We start from the raw sequence: 23,554 nt of genomic DNA on the forward strand, positions 1-23,554 counted from the left end.
TCAGGCCCGCTGCAACTGCCGCCCCGGTCGCGCGCCCGTGTGCTCGCCCGCGTCGATCACCTGGACGCCGTTCACGAGCACGTGCTCGACACCGCGGGCATACGCGTGCGGCGCGTCGGTGGTCGACACGTCCTCCAGCTCGTCGAAGTCGAAGACGACGACGTCTGCCGCGTACCCCGGGCGGAGCAGACCGCGGTCCTGGAGGCCGAAGTGAGCCGCCGGCATGCTCGTCATCTTGCGGATCGCCTCCTCGAGCCGGAGCGTGCCGCGCTCGCGCACGTGGTGGGTGAGGTAGTGGACGTGGCCGGCATAGCCGAGCGGGTGCCGCATCACCTCGGCGAGCGGCCCCTCGAGGGTCACCGTGAAGGCGTCGACGCCGAGCGAGAAGAGCGGGTGCGAGATCATCTCGGCGAGGTGCTCGTCGGTGAACAGCGTCCCGACGACCAGGACCGACTGGAACGCCGTGCCCGCGTCGAGGAGCACGTCGAAGTAGCAGTCCCACGGGTCGAGGCCGCGCGCCTCGGCGATCTGCGCGAACGTGAGGCCCTCGAGCTCGGGATGGGCCTCGCTCGCCTGGAGCCGCACGCGCTCCCACTGCCCCTTGTGGATGAAGCGCCAGTAGCGGTCGCACTCGCCGCGGAGGCGGGCGCGCGTGTCCGGGTCGGCGAGATGACGGAGCGCTGCCTCCGGCCCGTCGGCCGAGACCCAGTGCGGCAGGATCCCGGCCAGCTGGCCGAGCCCCTCGCGGAAGGGCGTCGTGTCTGCGAGCACGTCGAGCCCCTCCTCGCGCGCGCTCGCCATCAGCTCCACGGCCCTCTCCCAGCCGCGGTCGGGCGCCCCCGTGTCGTGACGGACGTTCAGGTGCGAGATCTCCGCCTTGCCGCCGCCGGCGCGGGCGATGGCGAGGAACTCCTCGATCGCAGGGAGGAGGCCGGTATCGCGGTTGCGGACGTGGCTCGTGTACATGCCGCCCGCCTCGCCCGCGACGGCGTTCAGGCGCACGAGCTCCTCGAGCGTCGCCTCGCGACCCGGGTCGAACTCGAGGCCGGTCGACATGCCGAGGGCTCCGGCGGAGAGCGCCTCGCGCACGAACCCCTCCATCGCGAGGAACTGCTCCTCGGTCGGCTCCGACCCGGAGACGCCGGCCGCGGCCCGGAGCGTGTTGTGCCCGACGAACCAGGCGAGGTTCGGCGTGTGCCCCACGTCCGAGACGAACTGGAGATACTCGCCGAACGTCGTCCACGGGATCACGGGCCCGTCGTAGCCGAAGGTGTGGAGCCAGCCGCTGACCACCTCCCGCGAGTGATCGGTCACGGGAGCGTGGCTGGTGCCGCAGTTCCCCACGACCTCCGTCGTCACGCCCTGCCGGATCGTGCTCTCGGCGGTGGGGTTCGCGAGCAGCGAGAAGTCGCTGTGGCTGTGAGGGTCGACGAAGCCCGGGCAGACGACCTTCCCCGTCGCGTCGATCACCCGCGCGGCCGTGGCCTCGGGCGCGAGGCGGCCGACCTCCTCGATCCTCCCGTCCGCGATCGCGACGTCGCCGAGGAACAGCGGGCTGCCGGTGCCGTCGGCGACCCGGCCGCCGCGGATCAGGACGTCGAGGGTCACTCCTTCTTGGCCGCCGGGACCTCCCCGACGGTCGGCCCGAGCCTCGGATCGAGGATGTCGCGCAACCCGTCGCCGAGGAAGTTGAAGCCGAGGACGACCAGCATGATCGCGGCCCCGGGGAAGACCGACAGCCACCAGGCCAGATCGATGTACGAGCGTGCGGTGTTGAGCATCCCGCCCCACGACGCCTCCGGCGGCTGCGTGCCGAGGCCGAGGAAGCTCAGCGCAGCCTCGCTCAGGATCGCCGTTCCCAGGTAGACGGTGACGAGCACCGTCAGGGGCGCGACGATGTTCGGCAGCAGGTGGCGGATCATCACGCGGTACCCGCTTGCGCCGAGCGCGCGGGTCGACTCGATGTACGGGAACCCCATCACCTCGAGCACCGCCCCTCGGACGACGCGCGCGAACGCCGGGGTGATCACGATCCCGATCGCGATCATCGCGTTGCGCCGGCTCGGGCCGAGCAGGCCGGCGATCACGATCGCGAACACGAGGCCCGGAAGCGCGAACATCAGGTCGACGACGCGCATCAGGATGCCGTCGACGATGCCCCTGTGGTATCCGGCCAGGAGCCCCAGCAGGGTTCCGGCGACGAGCGCGATGCCGACGGCGATCGCCCCGACCTGGAGAGAGACCTGGGCGCCGTGGATGATCCGTGCGAGGACGTCGCGGCCGAGCTCGTCCGTCCCCATCGGGTTGTCCCAGCTGGGCGGTAGCAGTCGGTCGGACTCCTGCGCGTCCGGGTCAACGGTGTACACGTAGGGGCCGAAGACGGCGACGAGGACGTTGAAGCCGATGATCACCGCGCCGACGAGCCCGATCGGGTTGCGCCACTTGCCGAGGAAACCGAACCGCTGGCGCGGGATCGCGTCCCACGCGACGAGGTCGGCCGGCATGTCGCCGGCGAGCGCGGGGACCGGTGTCGGACGCGGGTCGCTCGGCGTCATTCCTGCACGATCCTCGGGTCGAGCCAGCCGTAGACGATGTCGACCAGCAGGTTGGCGAGGACGAAGATGACTGCGATCAGCAGTGTCGCCCCCTGCACGAGCGGGTAGTCCCGGTTGAAGATCGCCTGGAGGAGCACGTAGCCGACTCCGGGCAGGCCGAAGATCAGCTCGACGATCGCCGCGCCGCCCATCAGGATCCCCACCTCGAATCCGATCACCGTCACGACGGGAACGAGCGCGTTCCGGAGCGCGTGGCGGTACACGACGAGCCGCCGACGGACGCCCTTCGCCCGCGCGGTGCGGACGTAGTCCTGGCTCATCACCTCGAGCATCGTCGCGCGGACCATCCGCATCACGATCGCGAGCGTGAAGACCGAGATCGAGATCGCCGGCAGGACGAACTGGCTGAGGTTGCCGATCGGGTCGTCGAAGAAGGAGATGTGCCCGAGCGGCGGCACCCAGCCGAACACGCGTGAGGTGAAGAGGAGCAGGAGGGTCGCAAGCCAGAAGTTGGGGATGCTGATCCCGATCAGCCCACCGACACGCGAGGCGTAATCTCCGGCGGAGTCGCGCCGGACGGCGGAGATCACGCCGAGCGGGACGCCGATCAGCACCGCGATGAGCAGGGCGAGGATCATCAGCTCGAGCGTGATGGGGAGCGCCCGCAGCAGGACGTCGCTGACGGGCTCGGTGTTCCGGTACGAGTCGCCGAGGTCGCCCTGGACGACACCGGAGGCCCAGTTCCAGTATTGCTCGGGATACGAGCCCGAGAGCCCGAGGTCCTCGCGCGCCTGCTGCTTCACCTCCTCCGTCGCGGTCACGTCGCCCGAGAAGAGGACGTCGATGATGTCGCCGGGCATCAGGCGCACCATCAGGAAGATGATGATCGAGATCCCGATGATCGTCGGGATCGTGAGCAGGACGCGGCGGCCGATGAACCCGAGCACAGCGTCAGCGAGGCTCTCGTGGGGGCCTGGCCGTCCAGGCCCCCACGGTCGCAGGGTCGAGCCTCGAGTTCACTCCACCCAGGCGGTCTTGAGACCGGTGTTGAAGTCGCTGAAGGCGACGTACATGTTCTTGACGCGCCTGCGGACGACCTGGAACTTCGTCACGGCGACGAGCGGCACCTGGAGCTGCTCTTCGAGCAGGAGCCGCTGGAGCTCCTTGTACATCGGCAGCCGCTTCTTCTCGTCGAGCTGGATGAAGCCGTTGCCCACCAGTCGCCACATCCTGACGTTCCGGTACGCGGGGTACCAGGCCTTGTACGAGGTGTTGACGGGGTTGAACTCGGCCGTGTAGCCGTCGACGTCGCCGCGCATGCCGCGTGCCGTCAGATCCCACTCGAACCGGCCGGGGCCGTTGTTTGCCGCGAACGTGCCGGGCTCCTCGGCCTTGATGTTGACCTCGATGCCGATCCGGTCGAGCTGCGCCTTGATGACCGCGGCCACCTGCCCGAAGTCGAGCGGTGTCGAGAACGTCGTCATCGTCACCTCGAAGCCGTTGGCGAAGCCCGCTTGCCGCATGAGCGTCCGCGCCTTCGCCAGGTCGAACTTGAGGTACTTGTTGCGGAGCTCGGCGCGGGTCAGGGGCCACGGCCCGTAGCCGGGCGGCACGTGGCCCGAGTACTCGCCGAACCCGTTGTAGACCCGGTCGAGGATCTCCTGGCGGTTGATCGCGAAGTTGACCGCCTGCCGCACGCGCTTGTCGGTCCACGGCTTGTTCTCGCCGATCTTCTGCGTCATCTGCAGCTCGCGGAACGCCGCCGTGAGGCCACGCAGGACCGTGAAGTTGCTGTTCCCCTGGAACGACCGGGCCCCGTCCGCGGACAGCGTCGCCCCGTCGATCGCACCGGCGCGGAGGGCGGCGATCCGCGCCTGCTCATCGGGCAGCGTCGGCAGGGAGAGCTGGTTCAGGTACGGCAGGCCGCGCTTGCGGTAGTTCGCGTACGCGGCGTACTCGACTCCCTGTCCCGGCACGTAGCTGACCAGCCGGAACGGCCCGGTGCCGATCCCCTCGCGTCCGGCGTTCACCTGCTGGTACATGCCCTCGGGCACGATCGGCGAGTACCGGTTCCAGGCGAGGAACCCGAACAGCCGCGCGTCGGGCTTGGCCAGCTTGAAGCGCACGACGTACTTGCTCCGCACCTCGGCGGACGTGATCGACGGGATCTGGCCGAGCGTCGCGACGCTGCCCGGGAGCGGAGGGTTGAGCCACCCCTCGACCGAGTACTTGACGTCGGCGGCGGTGACCTCCTTGCCGTTGTGGAACCGGACACCGCGGCGGAGCGTGAAGTCCACCGTCCTCGGGTCGACGACCTTCCAGCTCTCGGCGAGCGCCGGCCGTCGGTTGAGCTTCGCGTCCCACTCGATGAGGGACTCGTACATCGGCTCCTTGCCCCAGTGGTTCGAGGTCAGGATCGCCCCGAACGGCGCGATGTGCACCGGATCCTGCTCGAGGGCGAACGTGATCTTGCCGCCCTTCCTCGGTGTCGCGCCGACCCTCTTCGGGGCAGCAGTCGCCTTGCCCGCGATCGAGCCGGCAGCGACGGCGCCGGCACCGACCACGCCGGCCTTGACGATCAGGTCTCGGCGACTGAGCTCGCCGGCTCCACCCGTTCCTTCTGGTGTCGGAGTGTCTGACACGTGCCTTCCCTCCTTCCGTGCGGTCGTCAGAGGATCTGACCGACCCTCGGTGCCTCTGCATCGACGTCGTCGTAGAAGACGGCTTCGCGTACCTGAAGGTTGGCGAGCCGCTCGATTGCCTCGCGGTCGAGCTCGACTCCGAGCCCGGGTGCGCGCGGCACGGCGAGGAGCCCGTCCGAGAGGTCGAGCGGCTGCGAGAGCACGTCCTCGACCTGAAGCGGGTAGTGCGTGTCGCTTGCGAACACGAAGCTGCTCGTCGCCGCGGCCAGGTGCGCGTTCGCGATCGTCGCGGGGCCGAGCTCGGCCCAGCTCCCGACCGCGCACCACTTGCCCGCCGCCTCGGCGATCCCGGCGATCTGGCGCGCGTGGACGAGCCCACCCGCCTCGGACGGGTAGACGACGAAGACGTCGCACGCGTCGTGCTTGACGAGCTCGAGCGCGGAGCGGACGTCGGTGCAGGCCTCGTCCGCCGCGATCGGCACCGAGACCGAGCGGCGCACCTGCGCGAGCCCCTGGACGTCGAAGTCGGGAACCGGCTGCTCGACGTACTGCAGGTCGAACTGCTCGAGCCCGCGGATCCACTTGATCGCCGCCGGGACGCTCCAGATCATGTTCGCGTCGATCCGCAGCTTCACGTCCGGGCCGACCGCGTCGCGGATCGCGGCGATCGAGTCGTGGTCCTGCTGGAAGTCGCGGCCGACCTTGAGCTTCAGCTCCGTGTAGCCCGCGTCGACGAACGCCTTCGCCTTCTTGGCGTTCGCCTCGGGCTCGTCGATGAAGAGGTAGCCGACCACCGGCACCCGATCGCGGCAATAGCCGCCGAGCAGCTCGGCGACGGGGGCGCCGAGCGCCTTCCCCTTGATGTCGAGGAGCGCGATCTCGAGCCCGGAGATCGCGTACGCGGCGATCGCGGCCCAGTTGCGCGAGAACTCCTCCAGCCGGTGCACCAGCCACTCGCCGCGGAGCGGGTCCTGACCGACGAGGAACTGGCTGAGCTCGCGCTCGATGATCGTCTGGATCGTCGGCAGCGTCGGCCCGGGCGCCTCCCCGATCCCCGAGATACCCTCGTCGGTGTGGATCTCGACGATGAGCCCGGACGCGGACTGGCGCACGCCTCCGGGCCACTTGAGCGGCTCGCGCATCGGCGTCCGGACCGCAGTCGTCGTGACGTTGGTGATCTCCACCGGAGTGGTCTAGGGTACGCGCGAGGATGATCGATTGTCAACTATTCCGGGATTGTCGACAATCAATGCTAGTGTCGACATTGTCGTGAAAGAGGTTCGCGTGAGCTCCGACGCCGTGCCCGTCGCCCCCGACCCGAAGCGCGAGAGGACCGGGCCTCGCGGCCAGCAGGTCGTCGACGTCCTCCGCAACGAGATCATCACCGGCCGGTTCGAGCCCGGCGAGCGGCTGATCGAGGCGACCCTCTCACAGGAGCTCGGCACGAGTCGCGGCCCGGTCCGGGAGGCGCTCCGGCAGCTCGAGAACGAGGGCCTCGTGGTCTCCGAGCCCTACAAGGGCGCGGTCGTGCTCGGCGTCTCCGACGACGAGGTGCAGGAGGTCCTGATCCCGATCCGGCTCGTGCTGGAGCGGTACAGCTTCGCGCGTGCGCTGGAGCGCATGACCGAAGCGGACTTCGCGGAGCTCGGCAAGCAGATCTGGGTGATGGAGCGGGCGGCCCGAGCGAACGACCTGCCGAAGGTGGTCGAGGCGGACCTGCGCTTCCACGACATCGTGATCACGAGCGCGGGCCAGCTCCACACGGCCCAGATCTGGCGGACGATCTGGCCCAGGATCCGCGCGTACTTCTTCCGGTACGGGCGGGGCGCCAGCCTGGAGGTGATGGTCGAGGAGCATCGCGAGCTGCTCGACGCGCTCCAGACGCGCGACCCGAGGCTCGTCCTGGGCATGCTGGAGAAGCACATCGTCGTGCGGACGCCGGCACCCGAGGCGCCGGCGACGCGGCGCCCGCGGGGCGAGAAGGGGAAGGCGAAGGCGCGCCGCGCGTCGGACTGAATGGCCGAGCTCCTCCGCGTCGAGCGCCTGCGCACCTCCTTCCGGACCCCGCGCGGCGTCCTCCGGGCCGTCGACGGGGTCGACTTCGTGCTCGAGCCCGGCCGGACGCTCGGCATCGTCGGCGAGTCGGGCAGCGGCAAGTCCGTCACCGCGCTGTCGATCATGAAGCTCGTCGACCGGCCCGGACGGGTCGACCCCGGGTCGAGGATCGTGTTCGAGGGGCGGGACCTGGCCTCGCTCGACGAGCGTCGCATGTCCGACATCCGCGGCAACGAGATGTCGATGATCTTCCAGGAGCCGATGACCTCCCTCAACCCGGTGTTCACGGTGGGCGACCAGATCGCCGAGGCCGTGCAGCTCCACCAGGGGCTGAACAAGCGGAACGCGATCGCGCGCGCGGTCGAGATGATGCGCCTCGTCGGCATCCCCTCGGCCGAGAAGCGCGTCGAGGACTACCCGCACCAGCTCTCGGGTGGGATGCGCCAGCGCGTGATGATCGCGATGGCTCTCTCCTGCAATCCCAAGCTTCTGATCGCCGACGAGCCGACCACCGCGCTCGACGTGACCGTGCAGGCGCAGATCCTCGAGCTGATGAAGGACCTGAGGGAGAGGCTCGGGATGGCGATCCTCCTGATCACGCACGACCTCGGCGTGGTCGCGGAGATGGTCGACGAGGTGGCCGTGATGTACGCCGGCCGCATCGTGGAGCGCGGGCCCGTGGCGGAGGTCTTCGAGAGCCCGCAGCACCCCTACACCGAGGCGCTGCTGCGCTCGATCCCGATCGTCGGGATGCGGTACTCCCAGCCGCTCGAGGCGATCAAGGGGATGGTGCCGAGCCCGCTCGACTGGCCGACGGGCTGCCGTTTCGCGCCGCGCTGCGAGTATGCCTTCGACCGGTGCGTGACAGAGGATCCGCCCCTCCTCGCGGTCCCGCCGCAGGAGTCGGCGTGCTGGCTGTGCGAGAGCGGCAGGCGCGTCCCCGGTGCCGCGCAGGTGGCCGGGTGACCGCGTTGGAGGACGCCACGGTGCCCGGCCGCGTCGCGTCGGAGGTGCTCCTCGAGGCACGCGGCGTCGTGAAGCACTTCCCCGTCCGCAAGGGCATCCTCAAGCGAACGGTGGGCCACCTGAAGGCCGTCGACGGGGTCGATCTCGACGTCTACCGCGGCGAGACGGTGGGCCTCGTGGGCGAGTCCGGGTGCGGCAAGTCCACGCTCGGGCGGACGCTCCTGCGCCTCCTCGAGCCGACGGCCGGCACGGTCCGCTTCGACGGGGTCGACGTGACGAGCCTGTCCGGAGCCGATCTCAAGGCGGCGCGCCGTCACATGCAGATCGTGTTCCAGGACTCCGTCGGATCGCTGGATCCGCGCATGACCGTCAAGCAGCTCGTGGGCGAAGGGCTCAAGATCCACGGGCTCGGGAACCGGCAGGCGCGCGAGGCGGCCGTGCTCGACATGCTCGAGCGGGTCGGGCTCGCGCCCGAGGCGGCCGACCGCTATCCGCACCAGTTCTCCGGCGGCCAGCGTCAGCGGATCGGTCTCGCCCGGTCGCTCGTCCTGCAGCCGAAGTTCATCGTGGCCGACGAGCCCGTCTCGGCCCTCGACGTGTCGATCCAGTCCCAGGTGCTGAATCTCCTCGTCGAGCTCAAGCAGGAGTTCGACCTGACGTACCTGTTCGTCGCCCACGATCTCGCGGTCGTCGGCTACATCTCGGACCGGATCGCGGTGATGTACCTCGGCAAGGTCGTCGAGCTCGCCACGTCCGAGGATCTCTTCGAGCGGCCCCTGCACCCGTACACCCAGGCGCTGCTCTCCGCCAATCCCGAGCCGATCCCCGGCCGCAAGCAGCGCCGAATCGTCCTCACCGGAGACGTGCCCAGCCCGATCGACCCGCCCTCCGGCTGCCGGTTCCGCACACGCTGCCCGCTGGCGCAGGAGATCTGCGCCGAGGTCGAGCCCCCGCTCGTCGAGCACGGTGGAGCGCACCTGGCCGCCTGCCACTTCGCCGGCACGCCGATCGGCGCGCCCGCCCCCTCGACGGCGGCGTGAGCGAACGACCAGCCGAGCGCTTCCGGGAGGTCCGGCTCCTCCACGACCGCCGGGTGCCGATGCGGGACGGGATCTCGCTCTCGGCGGACGTGTACCTGCCGCTCCGCGCGCAGGGCCTGCCCACGATCGTGCAGTGGACGCCCTACGAGTCGACGCGGGAGCGGTTCGTCTCGTGGGGGGTCTGGTTCGCGCGGCATGGGTACGCGGCGGTCGTGGTGGACGTCCGCGGCCGCTACGAGTCGGAGGGCCGCTTCACCGCATGGGAGCACGACGGGCGGGATGCCCACGACACGCTGACCTGGGCCGCCGCGGAACAGTGGTCGAACGGGCGGATCGGCACGTGGGGCCGGAGCTACGGCGGGCTCGTCCAGTGGCAGCTCGCCCATCTCGGCCATCCCAACCTCGAGTGCATCGCGCCGCAGGTGATCCACGACGACTACTTCTGGGACGGCTACTGGACGGGCGGCGCGTTCCAGCTGGCGCTGACCCTCGGCGCGGCGGCGCTCTGGTCGAGCGCGCTCTCGCTGATCACGGGCTCCGGCGCGCGTGACCTCGTGCTCAGCGACCGGATCCTCGGCCACCTCCCGCTGGTCGAGCTCGACGAGGTGACGATCGGGCGCAGGGTCGACTACTGGCGCCTGTGGTGGGAGCACCAGGTGAACGACGAGTACTGGCAGTCGTTCCGCCACCGGCCGGAGAAGGTGGACGTCCCGATCTTCCAGCAGGGCGGCTGGTTCGACCCGTACTCCGGCTCGCACATGCGCTCGTTCGCGGCGATCGGCGACCGTCTGCCGAACCGGGTGCTGATGGGGCCGTGGTCGCACGAGGAGGAGGTCGAGGCCTTCACGGGCGACATCGACCTCTCACCGGCGTTGACGGTGATCCGCGACCACGAGCTCGTCTTCTACGACCGGTTCCTCCGCGAGGAGTCGAATGGCTGGGACGAGCGGCCCCCGGCCGAGCTCTACGTCCTCGGGGCCGACGAGTGGCGAGGCGAGCGCGAGTGGCCGCTCGCGCGGACGTCGTTCACGCGCTTCCACCTCCGTCGGGGCGGCGAGCTCTCGATCGACGAGCCTCGGTCTGACGAGCCCGCGGACCGGTACGAGTACGACCCCGCCGACCCGGTGCCCACGATCGGCGGCGTCAACTCGGTGCTGACGATGACCCAGGGGGCCGAGACGCCGGTCCGCCCGGGGCCCCTCGACCAGCGCGTGCTCGAGGGACGCGACGACGTGCTCACCTACACGACCGCGCCGCTCCACGACCAGCTCGAGGTGATCGGCCCCGTCGAGATGACGCTCTACGCAGCCTCGTCGGCGAGGGACACGGACTTCCTCGTTCGGCTCTGCGACGTGTACCCGGACGGCCGGTCGATCGTCCTCACGGAGGGGGTCATCCGCGCGCGGTATCGCGACAGCCTGGAGGGGGAGTCCGTGGAGCTCCTGGAGCCGGGCGAGGTCGCCGAGTACCGGATCCGCCTCTACCCCGTCGCGAACGTCTTCGGGCGCGGGCACCGCATCCGGGTCGACGTCACGAGCTCGAGCTTCCCGCGCTTCTCGCGCAACCTCAACACGGGCGAGGACGTCGCCACCGGGACGCGCATGAAGGTCGCGCGTCAGAGCGTCCTCCACACCGCCCGGTATCCCTCGCACGTGCTGCTCCCCGTCGTGCCGGCGTGAACGGCGGCCGCTTCCCGACGAACGAGGCCGACGAACGGCTGAGCGCGGTCGCCGCCTCGGGCAACGAGGTCGTGCCGCTGCACGGGACACCGGCTCCCGCGCTTCCTCCGCACGTCGTCGAGGCGGTCGCGGCCGCGCTCGGGGCGGCGTCGCCGGCGCCGCACCCCCGCGGGCTGCCGCGGCTGCGCGAGCGGCTCGCGAGTGTCGTCGCCGCCACGGGACGCCCCGTCGACCCCGAGCGCGAGCTCGTCGTCACCAACGGCGCGATGCACGCACTCGGGCTGTGCTTCCGCAGCCTGCTCGGCCCGGGCGACGAGGTGGTCGTCCCGGCCCCCTGCTTCTTCTTCGAGGGGCCGATCCGCTCCGCGGGCGGTGTCCCGGTGTACGTCCTGGGCTCGCCGGAGGACGGGTGGGCCTGGGACGCGGAGGCGCTTGCGCGCGCGGTCGGGCCGAGGACGCGGGCGCTGCTCCTCTGCAACCCGGTCAACCCGACCGGACGGGTCCCGTCGGCCGACGAGGTCGCGGCCGTCCTCACGGTCGCAGACCGCCACGGCCTCGTGGTCGTCACCGACGAGGCGTACGAGGCGGCCCTCTGGGGCGTCGGCCTCGCGTCGGCGTTCCCCGGCGCCGAGCGCGTGGTGCTGATCCGCAGCCTCGGCAAGAGCCTCCTGCTCCCCCACCTGCGCCTCGGGCTCGTCGCGGGGCCCGCGGCCCTCGTCGACGGTGTGGCCGCCGCGCTCGAGTGGGACGTGCTGCGCGTCGGGATCGCGCCGCAGGCCGCGGCGCTCGCCGCGCTCGACGGGCCGCGCGACTGGCTGGAGGCGGTGTACGCACAGCTTGCCGCGGATCGCGACGCCGCCGTCGCGGCCGTCGAGGCGTCTGGCGGTCTCAGGCTCGTGCCGCCGGACGGCGGGCCGTTCCTCTTCGTCTCGGCTGGACGTGAAGGGCTCGCCGACGAGCTCGTCGTGGCCGGGATCCGGGCCGTCGACGGGCGGCACTTTCAGGCGCCCTCCTGGGCCCGTGTCCCGTTCGGCGGGGCGTCGGCGGCGGCGGACGCTCTCGCTGCCGCGCTCGGCCGCTGGGCGGAGACCCGACGGCTCTTCGCCACGTGACCATCGACCTCCTGATCCGCGGGGCGATGGTCTATCCGGGAGACGGGCCGCCGGGTCACGCCGACGTGGCCGTCGCCGACGGCCGCATCGTGGCGCTCGGGCCGCTCCGGTCGGATCGGCACAGAGACGAGGCGGCGGCTGCGCGGGAGGTCGTCGACGGGAGCGGGCTGATGCTCTGCCCCGGCTTCGTCGACCTCCATGCGCACTCTGCGCTCGCACCGTTCGACGACCCGCTGCAGTGCCCGAAGCTCGCGCAGGGCTTCACCACCGAGGTGATCTGCCCCGATGGGCTCGCCCCCGCGCCCGTGGCGTCGGAGCACTGGCGCCGGCGACGCGACTACCTGCGGCCGCTCGAGGGGAACGGCCCGGAGGTCTGGGAGTGGACGACCTTCGCCGGCTTCCTGGACGCGCTCGACGAGACCCGGCCCGCGACGTCGCTCGTGCCGTCGGTCGGCCACGGAGCGGTGCGCGACCTCGTCATCGGGCCTGCCGACAGGCGACCGACCGGGGGCGAGCTCCGGGCGATGCGCGCGGAGGTGCGGGCCGGGATCGAGGCGGGAGCGCGCATGCTCTCCTTCGGCCTCGTCTACCTGCCCGGTGCTCACGCCGCGAGGGAGGAGCTCGTCGCGCTGGCGGAGGAGGCGGCGGCCGCGGGGATTCCGATCGTCCCGCACGTCCGCAACGAGGGGCTCGGCCTGCTCGAGGCGGTCGAGGAGATGGTCGACGTCGCCCGGGCATCGGGCGCGGCCCTGCACGTCTCTCACCTGAAGGCGATGGCGGACGAGCGGATGATCGGTCCGCTCCTGGAGCTCCTCGACGAGGCGGGCGACGACGTCTCGCTGAGCTTCGACCAGTACCCGTACGGAGCGGGCAGCACGTTGCTCGCGAGCATCCTCCCGCGCTGGGCGCAGGAGGGCGGCGCGGACGCGACACTCGCGAGGCTCGCCCGGACCGAGGAGCGGACGCGGATCGCGCGCGACGTCGCCGACGGGCTTCCGGGCTGGGAGAACCTCCTGGGAACGCTCGGCCCCGGGCGGATCACGATCGCGGACGCGGCGCCGCCGCACGAGGAGGCGATCGGGCGGACGCTCGCCGACCTCGCGGGCGACCGCTCCCTCGGCGCGGCGGTCGACGTCGCGCTCGACCTCCTCGGCGGCACGGGCCTCGACGTGACGATGGTGCTGCACTACGCGGGCGAGGCGGCCGTCCGGGAGATCGCACGGCATCCACGGCAGCTCGTCGGGTCGGACGGCATCTTCGGCGGCCGTCCCCACCCGCGGCTCTGGGGCACCGCCGCGCGGTTCCTCGGCAGGCTCTCGCTCCTCGAAGGGGTGCTGACCGCCGAGGAGGGGATCGCGCGGCTGACCTCCCGTCCCGCCGCCCTGCTCGGGCTCGGCGACCGCGGCCGGATCGCGGAGGGACTGCGCGCAGACCTCGTGCTGCTCGACCCGGAGCGCTTCGTCGACACGGCGACGTACGACGATCCGTGCCGCGCGCCGGACGGCGTCGTCGGCGTCTGGGTCGCGGGTGAGCGCGTGTGGAAGGACGGCGCTCCGACAGGCGCTCGCCCCGGCGGCGTGGTGCGCTAGCCCTGGTCGGCGCGGTCCAGCCGCCGCAGCTCGCCCCTTCGGATCTTCCCGGTCACCGTCATCGGGAGCGCGTCGACGAAGGCGACCGACCGTGGGTACTCGTACGCGGCGAGCCGCTCGCGCACGAAGGCCTGCAGCTCGGTCGCGAGCGCCTCGCCGCGCTCGACGCCCGGCGTCGTGACGACGAACGCCTTCACGACCTCCCCGCGCTCGGCGTCGGGGGAGCCGATCACGGCCGCCAACGCGACTGCCGGGTGGCGGATCAGGCACTCCTCGACCTCTCCCGGCCCGATGCGATGGCCGGCGCTCGAGATCACGTCGTCGTCCCGCCCCACGAAGAAGAGGTAGCCGTCGCCGTCCTCGACGGCCTGGTCGCCGGTGTGCAGCCACCCGTCCCGCACCTTGCCGGCGGTGGCCTCCTCGTCGCGCCAGTAGCCGAGGAAGACCACGGGGTCGCCCTCGACCCGCACGCACACCTCGCCGTCGATCAGCCGAACGTCGTGACCCGGGTAGGGCAGCCCCATCGAGCCCTGCCTGGCCTCCCAGGCACACGAGTTGCCGACGAGGAGGTTCGCCTCGGTCTGGCCGTAGAACTCGTTCAGGCGCGCGCCGAGACGCTCCTCGCACCAGGACGCCGTCTCGGCTCCGACCGTCTCGCCGCCGCTCCCGACCGTCCTCAGCTCCACGGGCGCGCCGCCGTCGTGGCGTCGCATCAGCCGGAGCGCGGTCGCAGGCATGAAGACGTTCCGTATGTCGAGACGCCCGATCAGGTCGAACGCGCGCTCGGGGTCGAACTTGCCGCCGCTGTAGGCGACGACCGGGCGGCCGTGGTGGAGCGAGGGCATCAGCACGTCGTAGAGACCGCCGATCCAGGCCCAGTCCGCGGGCGTCCAGATGCGGTCGTCGGGCCGCGGGAAGAAGTCGTGCGAGAGCTCGAACCCGGGCAGATGGCCCGCGAGCACGCGATGGCCGTGGAGGGCGCCCTTCGGCGGCCCTGTCGTGCCCGACGTGTAGACGAGCAGCGCGGGCGTGTCCGGGCCGGTCTCGACGGGCACGAAGCTCGGCGAGGCAGACTCCAGCAGCCGTGGCAGGTCGCGGTCGACGTCGACGAGAGGCGCGTCGACCCCGAGCGCGCCGATGCGTTCGAGAGGATCGCCCTCCCCGAGCACGGCGCGCACGTCGGCGTCGCGGAGCCTCGTCTCGAGCGCATCCGGCCCGAAGAGGATGCTGAGCGGCAGGGCGATCGCGCCCAGCTTGGCGATCGCGATGTGGGCGACGGCCGTCTCCGGTCGCTGCGGGAGGACGATCCCGACGCGGTCGCGCTCGACCACGCCGAGCCCGCGCAGGACATTCGCGAGCCGGTTCGAGTCGTCCGAGAGGTCGCCGAAGGACACCGTCCGCGTGACGATGCGCCCGTCGGTCACGAGGATCGCCGGATCGGCCCGCGGGTGCCGCTCGCACGCCTGGACGCCGAGGTTGAAGGCGGCGGGCAGCTCCCAGTGGAAGGTCGACCGAAGCTCTTCGTACGACGGCGTGCTCACGTCGCCCACAGGCGCTCGAGGGTCGCGAGGTAGATCCGCGCGGAGCGGACGAGCTCGTCGACCGCGATCGACTCGATGTCCGCGTGGGCGCCCTCGCCCCGCGGGCCGTGGTACACGGTCGGGATCGCGCCGACCGCCTGGAAGATCGCCGCGTCGGCCACGACCTTGACACCGGTGGCCGCCAGCGCCTCGCCGGTCACCTCCTCGTACCCGCCGCGCAGGGCGAGCGCCAGCGGGTGCCCGGGGTCGATCGAGTACGCGTCGCGAACCAGCTTCAGCCGCACGTCGATCGCGCAGCCCGTCGCGGCGGCGATCGGCTCGACCAGCGCGTCGTACTCGGCCTGCACGGCCTCGAGGGTGTTGCCTGGCGCCCAGCGCCGCGTCCCCACCAGGCGGCACGTCGCCGGATGGCGGTTGTAGAAGTCGCCGCCGTGCACCTCGCCCAGGAAGTACGTCTCGGCGCCGACCCACGGGTGCTCGGTCGCCGCGAGCTCCTCGTTCCGCTCGCGGATCGCCTCGATCACGCGCGCGGCGACGAGGATCGGGTGCGGCGTGCCGGTGGGGGTCTGGAGCTCGTGCGTCGCCATCCCCTCCCGTGCGATCTCGATCTCGACCGTCGCCTGGCCCATGTGCGCCACGACGAGCCGGTCGCCGGCCAGCTCGCAGACGATCGCGTAGTCCGCTTCGAGGCCGTGCTCGCCGAGGAGCCACGTGAGGTCCTCGCCGCGCCCGCCGGGGGCCTCGTGGAGGCCGATCGCCACGAGCACGAGCTCTCCCGGGAACCTGCGGCCGGACTCGGCGACGGCCCGGACAGCCTCGGTGGCCGCCGCCACGGGGCCCTTCATGTCCGCGCTGCCCCGGCCCCAGACGCGACCGGCCTCGACACGGGGTGGCTCGTGCGGGATCGGGACGGTGTCGAGGTGGCCGTTGAGGACGATCGTCGGCCCCGGCGCGCCGCCGCGGAGCGTGCCGATCACGATCGGGGTCTCGGGGAACCGCTCGTCCAGCACCTCGACCTCGAGGCCGAACTCGCGCAGGCGCTCGGCGTACCGCCGCGCGACGGCCGCGGTGTCGCCGGTGGGGCTCTCGATCTCGACGAGCTCGAGCGTCAGGTCGCGGAGGCGGTCGGGGTCCACGCGGGCGGTCATGCGGCGATCTTCTCTCGTCGTGTCGCATCTCTCGCGACCCGGAAGCCGATGTGGGCGCTTCGCCGGCCCGGCCAGCTCGCGCTTCGGCGCGCGCAGCGCAGGTGGGAGGCAGTCAGGCTGGCGAAGGATCCGCCGCGCAGCACGCCCGGCTCGGCGGCCGACCCGTCCTCACGCCCGTCGTCGGAGCGGTACGGGTACGGCCGGTATGCGGTGGAGACCCATTCCCAGACGTTCCCGGCCATGTCGAGGAGACCGTACGGGGACGCGCCCGAGGGCGAGGCGCCGACCGGCGCCGTCCCTCCATGCCTGGCGCCCCTTCCTGCGTTCGCCCGGCCGGCGCCCGGCTCGTCCTCGCCCCACGGGTAGCGCCGGGCGTCGAGGCCGCGCGCGCCCTTCTCCCACTCGGCCTCCGTGGGCAGGCGCCCCCCGGCCCAGGCGCAGAAGGCAGCCGCCTCGTCGCGATCGACATGGGTGACGGGGTGGTGCGCGAGGCCGTCCGGGACGCCGCCCCCGTTCCAGTGGGTCGGCGCAGCGCCGCCCGTCGCGCGGACGAACGCGCCGTACTGCTCGTTCGTGACCGGCGTCGCCGTCAACTCGAAGGCCGCGACGTCGACGGCGGCCTGTGGAGCTTCGTCGGGACGTGTCGGGCCGCCCGCCGGGCGCGGATCGTTCCCCAGCACGACCCGTCCGGCGGGCACGTCGAGCAGGTCGATCCCGTCGACGTCGAGCCCGGCCGGCGCCGCGAGACGGAAGCCGACGTAGTGGTCGATCGCGCCGGGCAGCATCCCGAAGCGCGAGGAGGAGCGCACGTCTCCCGGCCCGTGGATGAATGCGCCGCCGCGCAGGACGCGCGCAGCGTCCCCCTCAGCCTCGCGGCCGTCGTTCGAGTCGTACGGGTAGGCGTGGCGGAGGCTCGACGTCCACTCCCACGCGTTGCCGGCGAGGTCCAGGTGGCCGAACGGCCCCGCTCCCTCCCGACGGCCGCCGACCGGCCGTGTGTCTTCCACGCCGGTCACGGCGTGGCCCGACGTCGGCGGCCGATCGCCCCACGGCCAAGTCCGCGCGTCATCGCCGCGCGCCGCGCGCTCCCACTGCGCCTCGGTCGGCAGCGCGCCGCCCGCCCAGCCGCAGAAGGCATCTGCGTCGTGCCACGAGACGTAGGTCACCGGATGGAGCTCGCGCCCCTTCGGAACGACGCCGTCGGGCCAGCAGGCGGGCGGTCGACGGCCCGTCGCAGCGACGAACGACCGGTACTGCGCGTTCGTCACCGGCGTGCGGCCCAGCCGGAACGTGTCGAGGTAGACCGTGTGCCGGGGCGCCTCGTCGGCGTCGGGAGCGTGCTCGGCGGCGGGGTCGCTCCCCATGGTGAACGGCCCCGCGGGGACGAGCCGCCAGTCGAGGGCGAGCGGCGCCCCGGTCAGCGCGGGATCACCGGCAGGACGACGTGGGACGGGTGCTCGGCGTCCGCGTAGACGGACTGCTCGGCGACGACCGTGTGCGTGTGCCGCCCGATCGGCTCGCCCGTGTTCGGGTTCACGTCGAGGCGGGGCCAGTTCGAGGAGGAGACGTCGAGCCTGATCCGGTGACCCACGTCGAAGAGGTTGCTCGTCGGCGGCAGCGTGATCGTGACCGGGACGACGCGACCCGGCTCCATCGGCACCTCGCGATCGAAGCCCTCCCTGTAGCGGCAGCGGATGACCGAGTCGTTGAGGAGCATGTCGTAGCCGTCGGGGTAGTCGTCGTTCGCGGGGTGCACGTCGACGAGCTTGGCCGTGAAGTCGGTGTCGAGCGCGCTCGTGGAGACCCACAGGCGGACCTCCATCGGCCCCGTCACCTCGACGGCATCGGCCAGCGGCTCGGTCTGGAAGACGAGGACGTCCTGCCGCTCCGAGAGCCGTGGGTACGGCTCGGCCGAGCCGAAGTAGGCCGGCGACTCCTTCTGGTCGGCGGGGCCGGGCGTGAGGAGGTCGCGCAGCCGCAGGACCGGGTTCAGGAGCCTCGCCCAGGCCTGCTCCATGCCGGCCCCCTCGGCCGGCAGCTCGCCGATCGAGCAGTAGAGCCCGCCGATCGTGGGTACGGGACGCTCCGGGTCGAACGTGAAGCGGCGCGGCTCGGTCTCGCCCGGGGGAGGCTCGGCGGACAGTGACCCGTCGGGCTGGAGGAAGTACGGCGTGGCGACCGCACGGGCGAGCGGCCACTCCCGTTCCTCGCGCCAAAGGCCCCCGTGGTCGAGCTTCCCCTCCGCCGTCTTCCGGCCGCTGCCACCCCCCATCACGAAGATCCGCACCGGCGCCTCGCCGTCGGGCTGCCCCGCCGCGTCGTCGGGCAGCCAGCGGGAGAAGAAGGCGAGCTGCTCCTCGAAGTAGCGCTGCACGCCCCACGCGCTGTCGGGCCCGAAGTCGACGTCGTGGCAGAACGTGGCGTCGCCGCGCATGCCGACATGGCTCCACGGCCCGATCACGAGCCGCTGCGGAGCCGTGCTCTGCCGCGCCATCGCGGCGTAGTACTCCGAGTCGGCGGCGGGGAACGGGTCGTACCACCCCGTCGAGAACGTGCCGGGGATGTCCGCATGGCGGTCCCAGTACCGGGTGAAGTCGTTCTCGATCCGCTGCCAGTACTCGTCGTAGGTCCCGCGGGTCGAGTAGTCGATCAGCGCCTGCTCGAGCGGCGGCACGTGCCTGAGGGAGGTCTGTCCCCGCTCCCACGGTGGGCCCGAGCGAAACAGCTGCCGCAGGTCGCGGAGGTCGCTCCAGACCTCGGCCTGCCTGGCCGGGTCGTCGGCGATCTCCTGCGCGTCCTGCGCGTGGATGAAGAGCGCCCAGAACATGTGCTGCTGCATCGCGCCGCCCTCGCGCGACTGGTTCCGAAAGCTGTTCGTGGGCACGACGTCCGGCCAGATCGCCGTCAGGTGCGGCGGCCGCTCGAGCGCGGCACGCACCTGAGTGATCGCCGCGTACGAGCTCCCCACCGTGCCGACGCGGCCGTTCGACCACGGCTGCGCGGCGATCCACTCGACGGTGTCGTAGCCGTCCTCGCCCGTGTGGGCGGTGACCGTGTGGAAGTAGTCACCCGTCCCCTCCGAGCGGTACCGGTCACGCATGTCCTGGAGGACGACGGCATACCCACGAGGCGTGAAGAAGTCCGCGATCTCGCTGTAGCGGCGGTCGGTCTTGTCGTACGGGGTGCGGAGCAGGATCGTCGGGAACCGGCCGGCGACGGGCTCGCCGTCCCGCGCCGGACGGTAGACATCGGTGGCGAGCCTGATCCCGTCCCGCATCGCGACCATCACGTCCTTCGCGAGGAGGATCCCGTACGCCGTGCTCACGCGCTCTCCCTTCGGATGACGAGGTTGCCGACGTCGTCGACACGGAGGCCGTAGCCCGGGTGGACGACGACGGTGGAGTCGAGCTCCTCGACCACGACGGGGCCTGCGAGCGTCGCACCCGCGCCGAGCGCGTAGCGATCGTGGATCGGGCAGTCCACGAAGCCCTCGGCCTCCGCGAAGAAGACCTGTCGGCGCTCCTTCGGCTCCGGCGTGCCCGCGGCGCGCTCGAGCGGCCGCAGCGGCGGCTTGTCGATGCGTCCCACGGTCGTGAGACGGAGGCTGACGACCTCGGCCGGCTCGCCGGGGGCGCTGAAGCCGTACACGCGCTCGTGCTCGGCGTGGAAGCGCCCGCGGAGCGCCTCCGCCCGGCCGGCGTCCACGGCGCCCTCAGGCAGGGGGATCGTCAACTCGAAGCTCTGGCCGACGTAGCGCATGTCGATCCTGCGCACGAACGTGACGCGCTCTCCGGCGATTCCCTCGCGCGCGAGCTCCGCGGCGCCTCCGGCCTCGAGCTCGGCGAAGGCCCGCTCGACCTCGTTCTCGTCGAGCTCGTCGAGCGGACGGAGGAGCGTGATGCTCGAGTCGCGCTCGAGGTCGGTCCCGAGGAGGCCGGTGGCGGAGAAGATCCCGGGCGCGACCGGGACGACAAGCGTGGGCATCTCGGTGTCCCGCGCGAGCGCGTTCGCGTGCAGCGGCCCGGCGCCGCCGAAGCCGACGAGAACGAAGTTCCGGGGGTCGTAGCCCCGCTGCACGGAGATCAGGTGGAGTGCGTTCACCATCGCCGCGTTCGCGATCTCGACGATCCCGTTGGCGGCTGCGACGAGGTCGAGGCCGAGGGGCTTCGCACACCGCTCCTCGATCGCCTCCCGCGCGCCGTCGACGTCGAGCGCGATCTCGCCTCCGAGGAAGTAGCCGGGATTGAGGCGGCCGAGGACGAGGTTCGCGTCCGTGACGGTCGGCTCCGCGCCCCCACGCCGGTAGCAGACCGGCCCGGGATCGGCGCCCGCGCTCCGCGGCCCGACCCGCAGCATCCCGCCGGAGTCGACCCACGCGATCGAGCCTCCCCCCGCGCCGATCTCGACGAGGTCGATCACGGGTGTGCGCACCGGGTAGCCGGAGAGCGACTGCCCCCCGAGGCCGGGTGCGGCGTGCGAGCCGACCGAGTAGTCCTTGGTCACCGACGGCGCCCCGTCCTGGATCAGCCCCACCTTCGCCGTCGTGCCGCCCATGTCGAAGGAGAGCACGTCCGCGTGGCCGAGCACGCTCCCGAGGTTGGCCGAGGCGATCACCCCCGCTGCGGGGCCGGACTCCACCATGAAGACGGGCCTGCGGGCCGCTGCCCCGGAGCCGAACACGCCGCCGCTCGACTGCATCACCAGCAGCTCGGCCGAGACGCCCGCATCGGCGAGGCGGCGCTCGATGTTCTCCAGGTAGCGAGCGACCACCGGGCGGATCGCTGCGTTGATCACGGTCGTGGAGGCGCGGAGGTACTCGCGGAACTCGGGCGCCACCTCCGACGAGAGCGAGATCGGGACGCCCGGCAGCATCTCCGCGAGGATCTCGCCGACCCGCAGCTCGTGCGCGGGGTTGACGTACGCGTGGAGCAGGCACACGGCCACCGACTCGACGGAGGCGTCCCTGAGAGCTGCCCCGACCGCACGCACCGAGTCGTCGTCGAGCGGCGTCACCACGTCGCCCTCGGGGCCGAGCCGCTCCCGCACGCCGAACGCGCGGTCCCGGGGGACGAGCGGCGGGGGCTTCTCGAAGCGCGTGTCGTACAGGGTGGGGCGGGTCTGGCGTGCGATCTCGAGCAGGTCGCGGAAGCCCTCGGTGGTCACGAACCCGCTGCGGGCGACGTTCCCCTCGATGATCGCGTTCGTCGCGACGGTCGTCCCGTGGACGACGAAGCGGACGTCGGACGCCGCGACGCCCGACTCCGCGAGGATCCGCTGCGCGGCTTCCATGAACCCGAGCGACGGGTCGGCGGGCGTGGACGAGACCTTGGCGATGGCGACGGCGCCGGTCTCCTCGTCGATCAGCGTCGCGTCCGTGAACGTGCCGCCGATGTCGATCGCAAGGCGGCTGCTCACGAGGATCCCCGGAGGACGCTCGTCTCCGCCTCGTCCACCGCGCCCGCGACGACGGCGACCCGGTAGACGTCCCGCGCGCGCTCCGCGCCGACCTTGCCCTCGCGCACGTCGCGAGCCACCAGCTCGGGATCGCGCTCCTCGGGCGGCCCGTAGCCGCCGCCGCCGCACGTGCGGCAGCTGACGACGTCGCCGGGCTCGAGCTCGACGGTCACCTTCGAGCCGAGCCGCGTCTCCTGCCCGCCACGGATCAGGACGTACTCGGCCTCCCGCCCTGCCAGGCCGCCGAAGACCCCGTGCGGGCCGCTCTTGTCACGGTCGGCGAGGATCGTGAACGTCGTGGGGCGATCGAAGCGGTAGTCCTTCCGGAGACCGAGGCCGCCGCGGTGGCGCCCGGCGCCGTCGGAGTCCTCGACGAGCGAGAGGCGCGGGATGCGCACGGGGTAGTTGAGCTCCGTCTCCTCGATCGGCGCGTTCTCGGTGTTCTGCCCGTGCGCCTGCACGGCGTCGGGGCCGTCGCTCGCCGCGCGGCCGCCGTAGCCGCCGGCGAACGTGTCGTAGAAGCAGACGTACTTCCCGGCAACCTCGTCGAGGCTCCCGAAGCCCGCCTGCGCCATCATCGCCTTCGTCCCCGCGGGCAGGCGGTCCGGGAAGGCAGGCAGGAGCGCGTGGAACATGACGTCGGTGAGGCGCGTCTGCGTCTCCCATCCGCCGACCACGGGGGCCGGCCAGGCGCAGTTGACGACCGTGCCCGCGGGCGCGTCGAGGGTCACGAGCCGGTAGAAGCCCTCGTTGACCGGCAGATCGGGGTCGATCAGGCACTTCACGACGTACGCGCACGCCGAGAACGTCTGCGCGTAGGTCGAGTTGACCGGCGCGCGCCGCTGCGGGTCGCAGCCGGCCAGGTCGAAGTGCACTCCCTCGGGGGAGATCGTGACGCGTGCCCGGAGCTGCACCCGCTCGTCCGTGTAGCCGTCCGTGTCGACCGAGCCCTCGGACCCGTACGTGCCGTGCGGGAGCGCCTCGAGCTCTGCCCGCGCCCGTCGCTCGGTGTAGTCGACCAGCTCGTCCATCGTCCGGAGCACCGTTCCGCGGCCGTGCCTCCCGACGAGCGACTGGATGCGCCTCACGCCCGTCGTGTTCGCCGCGACCTGGGCACGCAGGTCGCCAGCGGTCTCGTGCTTCGAGCGGATCTGCCCGAGCAGCAGCCGGAACACGTCGTCCACGATCGACCCGTCGCGGACGAGCCGCACGGGCGGGACGATCACGCCCTCCTGGAACACCTCGCGGAACGCCCCGATCGACGCCGGCGCGCCTCCCCCGACGTCCACGTGGTGCGCCAGGTTCGCGACGTAGCCGATCAGCTCGTCGTCGACGTGCACCGGTGCGATCAGGCTCATGTCGTTGAGGTGCACGCCGCTCGGGTAGGGGTCGTTGGTGATCAGCATGTCGCCGCGCTCGAGCCGCTCCGGCCCGTACCGCCGGATCGCCTGGGGGATCTGTTGCACCATCGACCCCAGGTGCACCGGCTGCGCGAAGCCCTGTGCGATGGGCCGCAGGCCCGCGTCGAAGAACGCGCAGGAGAAGTCCGAGCGGGTCTTGATGTTCGTGGAGTAGGCGCTCCGCTTGAGCGAGAGCACCATCTCGTCGGTCGCCGCGACGAGCGCGTTGCGGATCACCTCGAAGGTGATCGGGTCGACTGTGGGCGTGCGGGCGGTGTCAGACACCGTTCTCTGTCGAGCCTTCCGCTGTCACAACTCTGTGCCAGCTCCTCCACAGCTCGCGGGCTCGCGGTCGGGTCCCCGGCGGACAACC

At 71.9% G+C, this 23,554-nt stretch carries 17 protein-coding genes; 6 read left to right on the forward strand and 11 right to left on the reverse strand.

Going from position 1 to position 23,554, the window contains the following annotated elements:
* From VFO26_RS17180 to VFO26_RS17200, 5 genes are all read right to left on the reverse strand, one after another.
* The gene (locus VFO26_RS17180) at positions 1–1,608 is read right to left on the reverse strand and encodes a D-aminoacylase (protein ID WP_325116307.1); all 1,608 of its coding nucleotides are present in this window, start codon (positions 1,606–1,608) and stop codon (positions 1–3) included.
* Complete coding sequence (locus tag VFO26_RS17185) at positions 1,605–2,504, reverse strand: ABC transporter permease (RefSeq protein WP_414653119.1); 900 nt, start codon at positions 2,502–2,504, stop codon at positions 1,605–1,607. Before VFO26_RS17185 ends, VFO26_RS17180 begins: the two co-directional genes overlap by 4 nt.
* Before the next feature lie 47 nt (positions 2,505–2,551).
* Positions 2,552–3,502 carry an ABC transporter permease gene (locus VFO26_RS17190; RefSeq protein ID WP_325116309.1) on the reverse strand — a complete coding sequence of 317 codons (951 nt, stop codon included), beginning with the start codon at positions 3,500–3,502 and terminating at the stop codon, positions 2,552–2,554.
* 69 nt (positions 3,503–3,571) lie between these two features.
* Positions 3,572–5,197 carry an ABC transporter substrate-binding protein gene (locus VFO26_RS17195; RefSeq protein ID WP_325116310.1) on the reverse strand — a complete coding sequence of 542 codons (1,626 nt, stop codon included), beginning with the start codon at positions 5,195–5,197 and terminating at the stop codon, positions 3,572–3,574.
* A 26-nt stretch (positions 5,198–5,223) separates the two neighbouring features.
* Positions 5,224–6,381, reverse strand: coding sequence for a mandelate racemase/muconate lactonizing enzyme family protein (locus VFO26_RS17200; protein ID WP_325116312.1), 1,158 nt, complete (start codon positions 6,379–6,381; stop codon positions 5,224–5,226).
* Positions 6,382–6,481: 100 nt separating this feature from the next.
* On the opposite strand from VFO26_RS17200, the gene VFO26_RS17205 reads away from it, so the two are divergent.
* From VFO26_RS17205 to VFO26_RS17230, 6 genes are read left to right on the forward strand one after another with little or no spacing between them, the layout of a single operon-like run.
* Positions 6,482–7,213, forward strand: coding sequence for a GntR family transcriptional regulator (locus VFO26_RS17205; RefSeq protein WP_325116313.1), 732 nt, complete (start codon positions 6,482–6,484; stop codon positions 7,211–7,213).
* Positions 7,214–8,218 (forward strand): ABC transporter ATP-binding protein, encoded by a 1,005-nt coding sequence (locus VFO26_RS17210; protein WP_325116314.1) that lies wholly within the window; start codon positions 7,214–7,216, stop codon positions 8,216–8,218.
* Positions 8,215–9,258, forward strand: coding sequence for an oligopeptide/dipeptide ABC transporter ATP-binding protein (locus tag VFO26_RS17215; protein WP_325116315.1), 1,044 nt, complete (start codon positions 8,215–8,217; stop codon positions 9,256–9,258). The genes VFO26_RS17210 and VFO26_RS17215 overlap by 4 nt, the downstream gene beginning before the upstream one ends.
* Positions 9,255–10,937: a CocE/NonD family hydrolase gene (locus VFO26_RS17220; protein ID WP_325116316.1), complete on the forward strand. Its 1,683-nt coding sequence runs from the start codon at positions 9,255–9,257 to the stop codon at positions 10,935–10,937. The genes VFO26_RS17215 and VFO26_RS17220 overlap by 4 nt, the downstream gene beginning before the upstream one ends.
* Positions 10,934–12,049, forward strand: a complete 1,116-nt coding sequence (locus tag VFO26_RS17225; protein ID WP_325116317.1) for a pyridoxal phosphate-dependent aminotransferase — start codon at positions 10,934–10,936, stop codon at positions 12,047–12,049. Before VFO26_RS17220 ends, VFO26_RS17225 begins: the two co-directional genes overlap by 4 nt.
* On the forward strand, positions 12,046–13,638 hold the full coding sequence (locus VFO26_RS17230; RefSeq protein WP_325116318.1) for an N-acyl-D-amino-acid deacylase family protein: 1,593 nt from the start codon (positions 12,046–12,048) through the stop codon (positions 13,636–13,638). The genes VFO26_RS17225 and VFO26_RS17230 overlap by 4 nt, the downstream gene beginning before the upstream one ends.
* Here the strand turns inward: VFO26_RS17230 and VFO26_RS17235 are convergent.
* Genes VFO26_RS17235 through VFO26_RS17260 form a run of 6 tightly spaced genes read right to left on the reverse strand, consistent with a single transcriptional unit; the run spans position 13,635 to position 23,466 of the window.
* A complete protein-coding gene (locus VFO26_RS17235; protein ID WP_325116319.1) occupies positions 13,635–15,188 on the reverse strand; it encodes an AMP-binding protein in 1,554 nt (517 codons plus the stop codon). The two genes, VFO26_RS17230 and VFO26_RS17235, sit on opposite strands and share 4 nt — an antisense overlap.
* Positions 15,176–16,327, reverse strand: a complete 1,152-nt coding sequence (locus VFO26_RS17240) for a M20 family metallopeptidase (RefSeq protein WP_325116320.1) — start codon at positions 16,325–16,327, stop codon at positions 15,176–15,178. Before VFO26_RS17240 ends, VFO26_RS17235 begins: the two co-directional genes overlap by 13 nt.
* Complete coding sequence (locus VFO26_RS17245; protein ID WP_325116452.1) at positions 16,324–17,748, reverse strand: formylglycine-generating enzyme family protein; 1,425 nt, start codon at positions 17,746–17,748, stop codon at positions 16,324–16,326. Before VFO26_RS17245 ends, VFO26_RS17240 begins: the two co-directional genes overlap by 4 nt.
* Positions 17,745–19,652 (reverse strand): CocE/NonD family hydrolase, encoded by a 1,908-nt coding sequence (locus tag VFO26_RS17250; protein WP_325116321.1) that lies wholly within the window; start codon positions 19,650–19,652, stop codon positions 17,745–17,747. The genes VFO26_RS17245 and VFO26_RS17250 overlap by 4 nt, the downstream gene beginning before the upstream one ends.
* Entirely contained in the window at positions 19,649–21,742 is a 2,094-nt protein-coding gene (locus tag VFO26_RS17255; protein ID WP_325116322.1) for a hydantoinase/oxoprolinase family protein, read from the reverse strand. Before VFO26_RS17255 ends, VFO26_RS17250 begins: the two co-directional genes overlap by 4 nt.
* Positions 21,739–23,466: a hydantoinase B/oxoprolinase family protein gene (locus VFO26_RS17260; protein ID WP_325116323.1), complete on the reverse strand. Its 1,728-nt coding sequence runs from the start codon at positions 23,464–23,466 to the stop codon at positions 21,739–21,741. Before VFO26_RS17260 ends, VFO26_RS17255 begins: the two co-directional genes overlap by 4 nt.
* Between the last annotated feature and the right edge of the window lie 88 nt (positions 23,467–23,554).

Source organism: Gaiella sp. (assembly GCF_035710885.1).
Classification (GTDB): domain Bacteria; phylum Actinomycetota; class Thermoleophilia; order Gaiellales; family Gaiellaceae; genus Gaiella.